This window comes from Stenotrophomonas sp. ZAC14D1_NAIMI4_1 (assembly GCF_003086775.1).
Lineage (GTDB): Bacteria > Pseudomonadota > Gammaproteobacteria > Xanthomonadales > Xanthomonadaceae > Stenotrophomonas.
In genome coordinates this window covers 2558792-2571499 of record NZ_CP026001.1, presented here as the reverse complement: position 1 = coordinate 2571499, position 12708 = coordinate 2558792, and the positions used below count along the sequence as shown (strand labels likewise).

Genomic DNA, 12708 nt, shown 5'->3' with positions numbered 1-12708 from the left:
CATCAGTTCATGGCTGAGGCGTGCGATGAGGAACAGTCGCGCGATTACCTATCCGTCGCACCTTGTGTAGTGGGGGATGCACATCGGAACCTGTTTCGGCTGTTGGGGTTGAAGAGGTGCTTGTCCTTGTCTTCGAGCAGCGGATTCGGGCCAGGATTTGGATGGCGTTTGAATCGAGTAAACGTCATAGAGGTGATGAAGAGCGAGTCCCCGCCACGACTGTTATGACTTCGCTGCACCTTCTCCTCACCATGCGCAGGTCCGCGCGGATCGCGTGTTTCGGAAATGTCGTAGGGATCCTGATACCAGTCAAACATCCACTCAAACCCATGATCGATCATGTCGTACAGGCCTAGCGGGGTGGGCGGGTATTGACCAAGCGGGGTTGGACCGATCGTGTACCCGTGCTGTGAAGCGTAGCGTGAGATTGTCTCGTTGTCGCCGACATTCCTTCCATCGTCGACGCTGCCATCATCGGTGGGCCAAATAACAAATTGGCCCCGGTTTCGCGCTGCGTACTCCCACTGCGCCTCTGTCGGCAGCTCCATCTTCCGCCCGATCAGTTTTCCTACCCAGCCACAGTACTGTTGCGCGGCCTCCCAGCTCACGCCGACCGGTAGTTCGTCCGGTATGTTTCTGTACTCCAGGTCGATCGGGTACTGCGCCGTTCGGGGCTGACCCGTGGCATCGGTGTAGACGTCGAAGTCGGCGTAGGTGATCTTCTTTGCACCGATTGCGTAGCTGCTTAGTGTCACCTCGCGCAGCACGTCATCGTTGCGGTCACTGCTGTACGGCATCTCTGCGCGCGGATCGATGGGGCCGAAGTCACCCATGATGAAGGTGCCGCCTTCAATTTCTACCAGGTCTTTTTTGGTCTTTTGCGACAATGCTTCGACGCGCGCGGTGAGCTCAGGAGAGAGCGCTTGGGGCTTTTTTGGCGTAGGGCCTTGGCACGCGATTAGTAGAAACGCTGTGGGCACAAGGGATTTCAGAAGCGCGGATCGAAGTGGTCGCATTGAAAGCACCGATCAGTTCTGGAGGGACTGAGTCAGCGTAACAACAGCACGACCGGTGGGCGACACTCATGCCAAAGGAGGCGGGAGCGCGGCTCCTGCGCAGCGGAATCGGTTGAAGCCGTTGGGATTGAATATGCGCCTCCCTTCTTCCGAGAGAAGGGGGTCGGGACCAGGGTCAGGTTCGTTTCTAAAACGAGTGAACGTCATAGATACGATGAAAAGCGCGCTTCCGCCCTGATTGGTGTGGCTTCGCTGGACTTTTTCATCGCCATGTGCCGGCCCGCGGGGGTCTTGTGTGTCGGAAATGTCGTAAGGATCCCTATACCAGTCAAAGACCCACTCATATCCATGGTCGATCATGTCATACAGACCCAGTGGGGTGGGCGGGTACTGGCCAAGAGGAGTTGGGCCGACCGTGTAGCCATGTTTGGACGCATACGCTCGGAGCGTCTTGTAGTCACCAACATTGCGACCATTGTCGACGCTGCCATCATCGGTGGGCCATATTACGAACTGGCCCCGGTTACGCGCCGCATACTCCCACTGCGCCTCCGTCGGCAGCTCCATCTTCCGCCCGATCAGTTTTCCCACCCATCCGCAGTACTGCTGCGCGGCTTCCCAGCTCACGCCGACCGGCAGGTCGTCTGGCAGGTTCCTGTACTCCAGATCCATCGGGTACTGTGCCGTTCGGGGCTGCCCCGTGGCATCGGTGTAGACGTCGAAGTCGGCGTAGGTGATCTTCTTGGCACCAAGTGCGTAGCTGCTCAGCGTTACCTCGCGCAGCACGTCATCGTTGCGGTCACTGCTGTATGGCATCTTTGCGCGCGGGTCGATGGGGCCGAAGTCGCCCATGATGAAGGTGCCGCCTTCCACCTCCACGAGGTCTTTTTTGGTCTTTTGCGACAACGCTTCGACGCGCGCGGTGAGCTCAGGAGAGAGCGTGTGGGGCTTTTTCGGCGTAGGACCTTGGCAAGCGGTCAGTAGAAACGCTGTTGGCACAAGGCATTTCAGAAGTGCGGATCGAAGAGGCGACATTGAAAGCACCGATCAGTTCTGGAGGGACTGAATCAGCGTAGCAATGCGGGGGCATGACACGTGGCGGCTGACACTGTCCGCTGCCTAGATCTTGCAGGGCCTAACCCATGCTCGGCTCAGACACCGCGCAAGAAGCAGCCGAGCATGGGCTCGGCTCTGCAGAGTCCGCCTGCAGTCGAGCAAGCTCGACTCTACGGTCAGGTAGAAAACCGCAATCCCACCCGCGCGCCGCCCATCGGAGCGCTGCCGATGTCCAGCGCGGCGCCATGCCGCTGCGCGATCTCGGCCACGATGGCCAAGCCCAGGCCACAGCCATCGCCTTGGCTGCTGGCGCGGTAGAAGCGTTCCGTGACGCGACCGCGCTCAGTCGCGTCGATGCCGGCACCATCATCATCCACCCACAGCTGCACGCCGTCGTCGCGCCGCTGCACCGCCAGCGTGATTACCCCTTGCTCGGCGCCGTACCGCAGCGCGTTGTCCAGCAGGTTGCCCAACGCTTCACGCAGCAGCGGCGCATCGCCTGCAACCGGCACGCCGTCATCCGGCCCTTCGTAACCCAGGTCCACGCCAGCCGCCAGCGCACGGTCGGCGTAGCGCTCGACCACGCCACGTGCCAGCACGGCGACGTCCAGCGTCTGCAACGGCAAGGCGCTGCCCTGTGCATCCTCCGAGCGGCTGAGCAGCAACAGCTGGTTGACCAGGTGCTGCAGCCGCGACAGGCCGGCCAGCGTGCCGGACAGCGCCAGTTGCTGTGCCTGTGGATCCTGCTGCCTCAACGAGCTTTCCAGCTCCACCTGCATCGCGGCCAAGGGCGTGCGCAACTGGTGTGCAGCGTTGCTGACAAAGCGCCGCTGCGCCGCCTGCATCGCATCCAGCCGCTGCAGCAACGCGTTGTAGGCCTCCACCGCCGGCCATAGTTCACGCGGTGCTTCCTGCGCCGGGTCCAACGGCGCCAAGGGGTCCGGGCGCGGGCTGGCCAGGCGCCGTGCGACCTGGTTGGCATGCCGCGCTGCGGCGCCGGTACCGGACCAGGCCAGCCATGCGGCCAGCGCGAGAATCGCGGCCTGGAAGGGCACGCTGGTCATCAGCAGCTTGCGCTCCAGCCGGTGCCGCTTGCGCAGGGTCTCGGCCACGCGAAGGCGCACGTCGTGGCCGCCTGCCACAGGCACCACCACGTCCACCATGCGCACGGGTTGCCCGCGCAGCCGCGCATCGTAATAGGTCGCATCGTCGTCTGCGGCCTGTGCGGGACGCGGCAGCGCTTCGGGCAGATCGCCGTAGAGACGTGCACCGGCGGTGTCGACCACCTCGCCGTGTACCTCGTCCACGGTGTCCCAGGTGAACATGCGCGACATCGCCGGCGTCACGTCCATCACGGCGCGCCCGTCCTGGTCCTTCACCAGCTCGGACAGCGACATCGCTGAATCCAGCAGCCAGCGGTCGTAGACCTGGCCGGCAAAGTAGCGCGCCAGTGCGAAGGATCCCACCGCACTGCACAGCAGCAGGACCAGCAGCGGCAGCCACAGGCGCCGCAGCAGCAGCCCGCGCAGGCTGTGCACGCGCTCAACCATCGATGGCCTCCAGCCGGTAGCCGAGACCGCGCAGCATGCGGATGCCAACGCCCGCGCCGGCCTGCTCGAACTTGCGGCGCAGGCGGCTGACATGTACCTCGATCACCGACAGGTTGGCGTCGTGGTCCCAGCTGTACAGCGTGTCGAACAGCCGCTGCTTGGTGACCGTGCGCCCGGGTTGCTGCATCAGTGCATCCACCAGGGCGAGTTCGCGCGCGGTCAATTCGATGCGTTGGCCGTCCACCTGTACTTCCTGGCGGATGCTGTCCAGGCACAGCCGGCCCAGTCGCTTCTGTGCCGGAGCATCGCTGCGGCGACGCGACAGGGCGCGCAGGCGTGCTTCCAGCTCGCCCAGTGCGAAGGGTTTGGCCAGGTAATCATCGCCACCGCGGTCCAGGCCGAGGATGCGATCCTCCACGCCATCGCGCGCGGTGAGGATCAGTACGGGCAGCGTGATGCCCTGGTCGCGCAGGCGCGAGAGCAGCTCCAGCCCATCCACATCGGGCAGCGACAGGTCCAGCACCATCACGTCATAGGGTGCGGCGGCCAGTGCCGCGGGTGCCAGCAGGCCCAGCGCAAGGTGGTCACACAGGTGGCCGGCACCCTGCAGGGCGCGCACCAGGCCGTCGGCCAGGGCCGCGTCGTCTTCGATCAACAGGATTCGCATTGCAAGCTTCGCGCAAGGTTCGGGAAAGTTTGGCGCAAGTGCGCCACCTTACCGTGGCGCGCATGAATTTCCTCCCTCGTTCGGCGGCCCTGCTGGCCGCACTGGCGTGCGCACCGGCGGCCTGGGCGATCAGCCTGCAGGACGCACAACGCGCCATGGATGCACACAACCCTGACCTTCGCGCGGCGGCACTGGAACTGCGTGGGGCACAGGGTGATGCACTCACTGCCGCACTGCGGCCGGCGCCGGAACTGTCGCTCGGCAGCAGCAAGATCAGCCCGAAGCATGGCGTCGGCAGCGGCCGCTGGCAGGACAAGCGCGTGGACAGCACCGTTGGCCTCGGCTGGACCTGGGAACGCGGTGGCAAGCGCAGCCTGCGCATGCGCCAGGCCGATGCATTGGTGGAGGCGGCCGGACTGGACATGCTGGATACCAAGCGTCGCCAGCAGCTGGCGCTGCACGAGGCGTACTTCGGCTTGAAGGCCGCGCAGGACAACTTTGATGTTGCCGAGGCGAACCGGCGCAGTTCCGCCGAGCAGATGGCGGCGGCCGAACGCCAGGTCGCGTCCGGGGCGATGGCGCCGGTGGATCGTGCGCGCCTTGCGGTGGATGACCTTGCGGTGGCCGACGCGGCACGTGACGCGGCGCTTGATCTGCGCGATGCGCGGCATGCGCTGGCCCTGCTGCTGGGCATGGATGAAAGCGCGTCGCTCAGTGCCGACGATGACTGGCCGGATGCCACCCTCGAACCTGCAAGCAGCGCTGCCGATCCGCAGCAGCGTGTCGACCTTCGCGCCGCCCGTTCGCGGCTGGCCGCCGCCGATGCGGGCGTGTCGCTGGCGCGCAGCGAGCGCCGCCGCGACATCCAGTGGGGCGTGGAAGCCGAGCGCGAGCCGACCGACATCAACGGCGTTACCTGGGGCGTTTCGGTGACGATTCCGCTGGGTGCGCCCTCACGTGCGCATGGCGGCATCCAGCGCGCCGAGGCCGACCGCGATACCGCTGCGCTGGAACTGCATGCGCTGCAGCGCCAGGCCTGGGCCGAGCTGGACCAGTTGCAGGCCAGCGCCGCAAGCGCCGCGCAGCGGCGGCAGGCGTACGAAGGCCTGCAGGCCGACAGCGCGCGCAAGGCCGTTGAAGGCATCGAGCTCGCCTACCGACGCGGTGCGGCCAGCCTGACCGACCTGCTGGATGCGCGCCGCAGCTGGCGCGACTTCGAAGCCGCGCTGATCCAGGCGCGTGCCGACCATGCCGTTGCGTTGGCGCGCTGGAACGCGGCCACCTCTGTAGCCCAAGGAGATACCCCATGACCCCGCGTGACAACACCCAACCGCGTGCGCGCCGCGCGGTGTTGCCTGCACTGCTCGCGCTGGCCCTGCTGTCCGGCTGCGGGCGTGAGCCGGCGACCCATGCCGATCCTGCGCCGGCCGTCACTGCCGGCCAGATCCAGTTCCCGGCCGACAGCCGCCAGCTGGAGGTATTGCGCAGCGAAGCCGTCGGCGAGGGGGCCAGCGCATCGCTGCAGCTGCCAGGCCGCATCGTGTGGGACGAAACCCGCTCCAGCGCCCTGCGGTCCCCGATGCCGGGGCAGGTGTCGCGCATCGAGGCGCAGCCGGGGCAGAAGGTGAAGGCCGGCCAGATCATCGCCTGGATCACCTCGCCGGAGTTCGGCCAGGCGCAGGCGGAGGGTGTGCGTGGGCAGGCTGAACTGCAGCAGGCCCGGCGTGAGCTGGAGCGCACCCGCGAGCTGCATGCCGCCGGCGTGGCCTCAGGCCGCGAACTGGACGAGGCGGAAGCGCATTTTGCCGGCAGCCAGGCCGACCAAGCCCGCGCCGCCGCGTTTGCTACCGCCTATGGCAATGGCAACCGCGTTGACCAGCGATTGCCGCTGCGCGCGCCCATCGACGGCGTGCTGGTGGAACGGCGCATGAGCCCCGGCATGAACGTCGGCCCGGACAGCGAGCAGCCGCTGGCGGTCATCGGTGATCCCGATCGCCTGTGGCTGCTGCTGGACATCCCGGAAAGCCTGGCTGGTCGCCTGCGGCCCGGCATGCAGGTGCGTGTGCCGGCCGCCGATGGCAGCACGCTGCAGGCCACGCTGCAGCACGTCGATGACTTCGTCGACAGCGAGCGCCGCGTGGTGCAGGCCCGCGCCGAGCTGGACAACCGCAACCGCAGCCTCAAGGCGGGGCAGTACGTACGGGCCCAGGTCGCGCTGCCGGGGCAGGGCGGCGTATCGCTGCCGGATGCGGCGGTGCTGCTGATCGACGGCAGGCAGGTCGTGTTCGTGGATGAAGGCAAGGGGCACTACGCGCGCCGTGCCGTGCAGGCCGAAGAACTGGGCGATGGCCGCCTGTGGGTACGCGAGGGCCTGCCCGCCGGCAGCCGCGTGGTGGTTGAAGGTGGGCTGCTGCTGCAGCAGCTGGTGGATACCGCGCCGGCCACGTCCACCTCCGGCACGGGGCGCGCCGCACCATGATCGACCGTTTGATTGCGTACTGCCTGCGCCAGCCGCTGATGGTGATGCTGGCGCTGCTGCTGTTCATCGGTGGCGGCGTTGCGGCGTTCCGCGTGCTGCCGGTCGAGGCCTTCCCCGATGTGTCCGACACCCAGGTGACGGTGGTGTCGCTGCACCCGGGCCGCGCGGCCGAGGAGGTTGAGCGCGAGGTGACGATGCCACTGGAAGTGGCGTTGTCGGGCATTCCGCACTCGGTGCGGGTGTTCTCGCACACGCAGTTCGGCCTGTCGATGATCATCCTGACCTTCGATGACAAGGCCGATGACTACTTCGCCCGGCAACAGGTGCTGGAGCGCCTGCAGGGCGTGGAGCTGCCCGAAGGCGTGACGCCGGAGCTTGAAGCGATGAGCTCGGCGGTGGGCGAGATCTACCGCTACGTGCTGAAGGCACCGCACATGAGCCCCACCGAGCTGCGCACGGTGCAGGAATGGGTGATGGAGCGTGGCCTGCGCACCGTGCCCGGCGTGGCCGATGTGATCAGCTTCGGCGGCTACGCGCGCACCTTCCAGGTCAAGCCGGATCTGGACAAGCTGCGCGACCGTGGCATCAGCCTGGGGGAGTTCTCCGAAGCGCTGGAGAAGGGCAGCTCCAATGCCGGTGGTGGCTATGTCGAACGCGGCCAGCAGCAGTTCCTGATCCGCGGCGTCGGCCTGATGCGCTCGCCCGCCGACATCGGCAGCGTGGTGGTGGCGCAGAAGGGCGGCACGCCGGTGCTGGTGCGTGACCTGGCCAGCATCGCCGACACCGGCCTGCCGCGGCAGGGGCTGGTCGGCCAGGACGACAATGACGACGCGGTGTTCGGCATGGTGCTGATGCGCAAGGGCGAAAATCCGTCCGATGTGCTTGATGCCCTGCATGCGCGCGTGGCCGAGATCGAGGCCGGCCAGCTGCCGGTCGGGGTCAGCATCGAGCCGTTCTATGACCGCTCCTGGCTGGTGTCGACCACGTTGAAGACGGTGTTCCGCAACCTGCTGGAAGGTGCGGTGCTGGTGTTCCTGGTGCTCTGGCTGTTCCTGTACAACGCCCGCGCGGCGCTGATCGTGGCGGCGATGATGCCGCTGGCGCTGCTGTCCACCTTCCTCGGCCTGCACCTGTGGGGCGTGCCGGCCAACCTGCTGTCGCTGGGGGCGATGGACTTCGGCATCATCATCGACGGTGCGGTCATCGTCACCGAGCACATCGTTTCACGCTTGTCCGCGCTGCCACCCAGCGCGGACCGGAAGACACGGTTCTCCACCGTGCTGTCGGCGGCCTCGGAGGTCGGGCGGCCGACGTTCTTCTCGATGCTCATCATCATCGCCGCGCATATTCCGATCTTCACCCTGCAGCGGCAGGAAGGCCGGATGTTCGCACCGATGGCCTACTCGGTGACCTCGGCATTGATCGGCGCACTGATCCTGGCGCTCACCGTGGTGCCGCTGTTCTGCTACTGGTGGCTGCGCTGCGACCGCATGCGCGGCGGGAACCCGCTGATGGACCGGCTGACCGGCTGGTACCAGCCGGTGCTGGAACGCGCCCTGGCCCGACCGCGGGCAGTGGTGCTGACCGCCGTGGCCCTGCTGGTCGGCACCTTGGCGCTGGGCACGCGGCTGGGCTCGGAGTTCCTGCCCGAGCTGGATGAGGGGTCGATCTGGCTCACCGCCACCCTCGACCCCAGCACCAGCCTGGCCGAAGCGCAGCAGCAGTCGCGGCGCATCCGCGAACTGGTGAACACCTATCCGCAGGTGTCGACGGTGGTGGCCAAGCTTGGGCGGCCCGAAGACGGCTCCGATGCCAAGGGCGCGAATCAGATCGAGGCGCTTGTGGCGCTGAAGCCTGAGAAGGAATGGCCCAAGGGCGTGGACAAGCGGCAACTGATCGCCGACCTGCAGCGCACGCTCGAACAGCGCATTCCCGGGCCGGAGTTCTCGATCTCGCAGCCGGTGCGCGACAACATCCTGGAGAGCATCTCGCAGATCAAGGGCCAGGTCGTCATCAAGGTCAGCGGTGCCGACCTGGACGTGCTGAATCGGCAGGCCCAGGCCATCCTCGGCCAGGTGCGTGGCGTGGACGGCGTGGAGAGCGCCTTCATCGACCGCGATGGTTCGCTGCCGCAGCTGCAGATCGAGATCGACCGCGACCGTGCCGCGCGCTACGGGCTGAACGTACGCGACATCGACGAGGTGATCGAAACCGCCCTGGGCGGCCGCGAAGTGGGCGAGCTGTGGGAGGGCGACCGCAGGTTCCCGATCACCCTGCGCCTGGACGATGCCGACCGCGACCTGCAGCGCCTGCGCATGGTGCCAGTGGGGATCGGCGATGGGCATACGGTGACGTTGTCCGATGTGGCTGAGTTCCGCATGGCCAGCGGTGCGATCAACATTTCCCGCGAGAATGCGCAGCGGGTGAAGGCCGTGAGCATCTTCATCGCCGGCCGCGACATGGGCAGCGTGGTGGCCGACATGCGTTCGCGGGTGGATGCCAGCGTCGCACTGCCCGACGGCTACCGTCTGGAATGGTCGGGCGAGTTCGAGAACCAGCAGCGCGCGATGAAGCGGCTGGGCTGGGTGATCCCGCTGTCGGTGCTGATCATCTTCGTGCTGCTGTTCGATGCGTTCAAGGACATCAGCAGTGCGGCACTGATCCTGGCCAACGTGCCGCTGGCGATGATCGGCGGCATCCTGGCCCTGTGGGTGACCGGCATTCCGCTCTCAGTGTCAGCCGCGATCGGCTTCATTGCATTGTTCGGCCAGGCGGTGCTGAACGGCGTAGTGATGCTCAGCCGCTTCGCCCAGCTGCGCGAGCAGGGCATGGATCTGCTGCAGTCGGTGGTGCAGGGTTCGCTGCAGCGCCTGCGCACGGTGCTGATGACCGCGTTGCTGGCGATGTTCGGCCTGCTGCCGATGGCCACCTCGCATGCCATCGGTGCGGAGACGCAGAAGCCGCTGGCGGTGGTGGTGATCGGCGGCCTGCTGTCGGCGATGCTGCTGACGCTGCTGGTGCTGCCGACGTTGTATTACTGGGTGCACCGCAGGCGGGAGGCGGCCCGGTAGGTGCCAACCTTGGTTGGCACGTTGGGACCGTCCACTGCGGTGGACGACTACCGGTACCGCCGCCGGGCATGGCCCGGCGCTACCGGTTACACCATCCCGCCATTGGCACGCAGCACTTGGCCGTTGATCCATCCGCCATCGGCACCGGCCAGGAACGCCACCGCGCCTGCGATGTCTTCCGGCGTGCCCAGTCGCTCGAGCGGATTCATCTTCGCAAGACGATCAATCAGCTCCGGCGACTTGCCATCCAGGAACAGATCGGTGGCGGTCGGGCCCGGTGCCACCGCATTGACCGTGATGCCGCGCCCGCGCAGCTCTTTGCTGAGGATCGCACCGAGCGTCTCCACCGCTGCCTTGCTGGCCGCATAGACGCTGTAGTTCTCCAGCTTGATGCCGACCACGCTGGTGGACAGGGTGACGATGCGGCCGCCGTCGCGGACCCGTCGCGCGCTTTCGCGCAGGACGTTGAACGCGCCCTTCAGGTTGATGCCCATCACCCGCTCAAACAGTGCGTCGTCGCTGTCGGCCAGCGCGGCCAGCTGCAGGACGCCGGCACTGTTGACCACCACGTCGACGCCACCGAAGCGCGCCTCGATGGCATCGAACAGCTGGCGGACGGCCTGCGGGTCGGCGACGTCGGCCTGCAGTGCGATGGCCTGGCCCCCGGCGGCGGTCAGTTCGGCCGCCAGCGCTTCAGCATCATCGCGGCGCCCGGCGTAGTTGATGGCCACGGCATGGCCATCGGCAGCCAGGCGACGCGAGATGGCCGCGCCGATACCGCGCGAGCCACCGGTGACCAGGGCGACGGAAGGGGAGGAGGCAACGGTCATGTTCGGTTCCAGCAGGACACGCCCGATCGGCGCAGGGTCATCTTCGCGCAGCCGCGCGTCCGGATAATCTGGCATGATCCGCCAACATCATCCGGCAGGCCGAACAATGGATCGCTTCACCGCCATGCGTGCCTTCGTCCGCATCGTCGAACGCCGCAGCTTCACCCGCGCGTCTGAAGACCTGGGCCTGCCACGGGCGACGGTGACCGATGCGATCAAGGCGCTGGAACAGCGCCTGGGCGTGCGCCTGCTGCACCGGACCACGCGGCTGGTGGTGCCGACCCTGGAAGGCGAGGCGTTCTACGGCCGCTGCCTGCGCCTGATCGCTGACATGGACGATGCCGAGGCCGCCTTCCGTGACGTGCCGCCACGCGGCCCGCTGCGCATCGAGGTACACGGCACGCTGGGCCGCCACCTGTTGTTTCCGCACCTGCCGGACTTCCTGCAGCGCTACCCGGAGATTGAACTGGATGTCAGCGAAGGCGACCGCTACGTGGACCTGCTGCGGGAAGGCGTGGACGCGGCGCTGCGGGTCGGCAGCCTGGCCGACAGCGATCTGGCCGCGCGAAGGCTGGCCTTGCTGCGCGAAGTCACGGTGGCCTCGCCTGGCTACCTGCAGGCCCGGGGCGTGCCGGGCAGCATCGATGCCCTGCAGGACGGCCACGAAATGGTCGGCTATCGATCCAGCGCCACCGGGCAGCTGATTCCGCTGGAATTCCAGCTCGGTGGGCAGGTCCGCTACCTGCCGCTGCCGGCACGGGTGCGCGTTTCCGGCGCGGATGCGTTTCTTGGCGCCGCGCTGGCGGGGCTGGGCATCATCCAGGCGCCTCGCTACCGCATGGACCCGTACATTGCGCGCGGGCAGCTGGTCGAGCTGCTGCCGGAGGCGCCGCCCACGCCCAGTCCGCTCAGCGTGGTCTACCCGCGCAACCGCACGCCTTCTCCCCGCCTGCGGGTGTTCATCGACTGGGTGGCCGGGGTATTCGACCAGGACGGGTAGTGCCGGCCGCTGGCCGGCACCTCTGCCACGCGGGCGCTACGCAGTTGCCGGCCAGCGGCCGGCACTACCTGGCATCACTGGCCAGCGCCTGGCTCAGACAGCCATCGCAGGAGCGTGCGCGGTGAAGTGCGGCAGCACATGCTCGGCGATCTCGTGGAAGGTTTCGGCCAAGGGCCGTTCGTTGCGCCGGAACTGCAGCCCGATGTGGTCCACGCCAGCGGCCTGCATGGCCTGCAGTTCGGCCATCAGCGCGTTGCGGCCGCCGCGCAGGCCGAAGCGCCAGCGTTGCAACGGCGCGTCCGCCTGGGCCAGCAGGTCCAGGTGGATGAAGCTGGCATAGGGCTTGTCACCGGCGACCGCACGCCACGCTGCCACACGCTGCGCATGGTCCTGCGGCGTGCCGGGGTAGGCCAGGCAACCGTCCATGTGCTGGCCGATCCACGCCGGCTGCTGCTGGGCCAGGCCGGCCACGAACAGCGGCAGCGCCGGCCCGCCCGCAGGCAGCACGTCCAACCCCTGCGGCAGGTGCGCGGCGCCGCCCTCGCGCAGCAGCGCGACCTGGTCGCGGAAGCGGCTGCCCCGGGTGTCGAAGTCACGACCGAACAGCGGGTACTCCACGGGCCGGTCGCCGCTGGCCACGCCCAGCAGCAGGCGGTCATCGCTGAGCTGCTGCACGCTGCGTGCCGACTTCAGGGTCAGCAGCGGCTCGCGGATCGGCAGGACCACCGCGCCGGTGCCCAGCAGGATGTTGTCGGTGATGCCGGCCAGGTAGCCCAGGTACGTGAACACCTCGAACACCTGCGCGGCATCGCCGAAGGCGGGGTCGTACACCGGCACGTCGCGTACCCACAGCGCGCGGAAGCCGAGGCGGTCGGCCAGCCGCGCGAGTTCGGCATGCCGCTGCAGGTCGGGTTCGCCGGGCAGGCGCCGCGCGGCACGGCGCGCCTGTTCGCCCAGCGGCGTCCAGTCATTGTCCAGGGGGGCTTCGATGCCGATGCTGAAGCCACCGGCACGCAGCCGCGTCAACGCACTGCCCATG

Annotated in this window: 10 protein-coding genes; 4 read left to right on the top strand and 6 right to left on the bottom strand. The window is 67.4% G+C overall.

All coding sequences use genetic code 11. The features are described from left to right. Positions 1–44 precede the first annotated feature (44 nt). The 4 genes from C1927_RS11910 to C1927_RS11895 form a co-directional block, all read right to left on the bottom strand. On the bottom strand, positions 45–980 hold the full coding sequence (locus C1927_RS11910; protein ID WP_254051468.1) for an SUMF1/EgtB/PvdO family nonheme iron enzyme: 936 nt from the start codon (positions 978–980) through the stop codon (positions 45–47). A gap of 102 nt (positions 981–1082) precedes the next feature. Continuing rightward, entirely contained in the window at positions 1083–2051 is a 969-nt protein-coding gene (locus C1927_RS11905) for an SUMF1/EgtB/PvdO family nonheme iron enzyme (protein ID WP_108746790.1), read from the bottom strand. A gap of 197 nt (positions 2052–2248) precedes the next feature. Beyond that, complete coding sequence (locus C1927_RS11900) at positions 2249–3622, bottom strand: sensor histidine kinase (RefSeq protein WP_108746789.1); 1374 nt, start codon at positions 3620–3622, stop codon at positions 2249–2251. After that, complete coding sequence (locus C1927_RS11895) at positions 3615–4289, bottom strand: response regulator (protein WP_108746788.1); 675 nt, start codon at positions 4287–4289, stop codon at positions 3615–3617. Before C1927_RS11895 ends, C1927_RS11900 begins: the two co-directional genes overlap by 8 nt. 62 nt (positions 4290–4351) lie before the next feature. Here C1927_RS11895 and C1927_RS11890 point away from each other — a divergent pair, with 62 nt between their 5' ends. Genes C1927_RS11890 through C1927_RS11880 form a run of 3 tightly spaced genes read left to right on the top strand, consistent with a single transcriptional unit; the run spans position 4352 to position 9839 of the window. Further along, positions 4352–5599, top strand: a complete 1248-nt coding sequence (locus C1927_RS11890; protein ID WP_108747836.1) for a TolC family protein — start codon at positions 4352–4354, stop codon at positions 5597–5599. Then, entirely contained in the window at positions 5596–6768 is a 1173-nt protein-coding gene (locus tag C1927_RS11885) for an efflux RND transporter periplasmic adaptor subunit (protein ID WP_108746787.1), read from the top strand. Before C1927_RS11890 ends, C1927_RS11885 begins: the two co-directional genes overlap by 4 nt. Then, positions 6765–9839, top strand: coding sequence for a CusA/CzcA family heavy metal efflux RND transporter (locus C1927_RS11880; RefSeq protein ID WP_108746786.1), 3075 nt, complete (start codon positions 6765–6767; stop codon positions 9837–9839). Before C1927_RS11885 ends, C1927_RS11880 begins: the two co-directional genes overlap by 4 nt. An 86-nt stretch (positions 9840–9925) precedes the next feature. Here the strand turns inward: C1927_RS11880 and C1927_RS11875 are convergent, their stop codons facing one another. Then, positions 9926–10669 carry an SDR family oxidoreductase gene (locus C1927_RS11875; protein WP_079225234.1) on the bottom strand — a complete coding sequence of 248 codons (744 nt, stop codon included), beginning with the start codon at positions 10667–10669 and terminating at the stop codon, positions 9926–9928. A 106-nt stretch (positions 10670–10775) separates the two neighbouring features. On the opposite strand from C1927_RS11875, the gene C1927_RS11870 reads away from it, so the two are divergent. Next, positions 10776–11669, top strand: a complete 894-nt coding sequence (locus C1927_RS11870) for a LysR family transcriptional regulator (protein ID WP_108746785.1) — start codon at positions 10776–10778, stop codon at positions 11667–11669. 93 nt (positions 11670–11762) lie between these two features. Here C1927_RS11870 and C1927_RS11865 read toward each other — a convergent pair whose 3' ends face one another. After that, positions 11763–12707 (bottom strand): TIGR03571 family LLM class oxidoreductase, encoded by a 945-nt coding sequence (locus tag C1927_RS11865; RefSeq protein WP_108746784.1) that lies wholly within the window; start codon positions 12705–12707, stop codon positions 11763–11765. Between the last annotated feature and the right edge of the window lies 1 nt (position 12708).

Coding starts and splice junctions, on each gene's coding strand:
- C1927_RS11905 (WP_108746790.1), bottom strand. CDS start 2,051: ATGTCGCCTCTTCGATCCGCACTTCTGAAATGCCTTGTGCCAACAGCG.
- C1927_RS11875 (WP_079225234.1), bottom strand. CDS start 10,669: ATGACCGTTGCCTCCTCCCCTTCCGTCGCCCTGGTCACCGGTGGCTCG.
- C1927_RS11895 (WP_108746788.1), bottom strand. CDS start 4,289: ATGCGAATCCTGTTGATCGAAGACGACGCGGCCCTGGCCGACGGCCTG.
- C1927_RS11865 (WP_108746784.1), bottom strand. CDS start 12,707: ATGGGCAGTGCGTTGACGCGGCTGCGTGCCGGTGGCTTCAGCATCGGC.
- C1927_RS11890 (WP_108747836.1), top strand. CDS start 4,352: ATGAATTTCCTCCCTCGTTCGGCGGCCCTGCTGGCCGCACTGGCGTGC.
- C1927_RS11900 (WP_108746789.1), bottom strand. CDS start 3,622: ATGGTTGAGCGCGTGCACAGCCTGCGCGGGCTGCTGCTGCGGCGCCTG.
- C1927_RS11885 (WP_108746787.1), top strand. CDS start 5,596: ATGACCCCGCGTGACAACACCCAACCGCGTGCGCGCCGCGCGGTGTTG.
- C1927_RS11870 (WP_108746785.1), top strand. CDS start 10,776: ATGGATCGCTTCACCGCCATGCGTGCCTTCGTCCGCATCGTCGAACGC.
- C1927_RS11880 (WP_108746786.1), top strand. CDS start 6,765: ATGATCGACCGTTTGATTGCGTACTGCCTGCGCCAGCCGCTGATGGTG.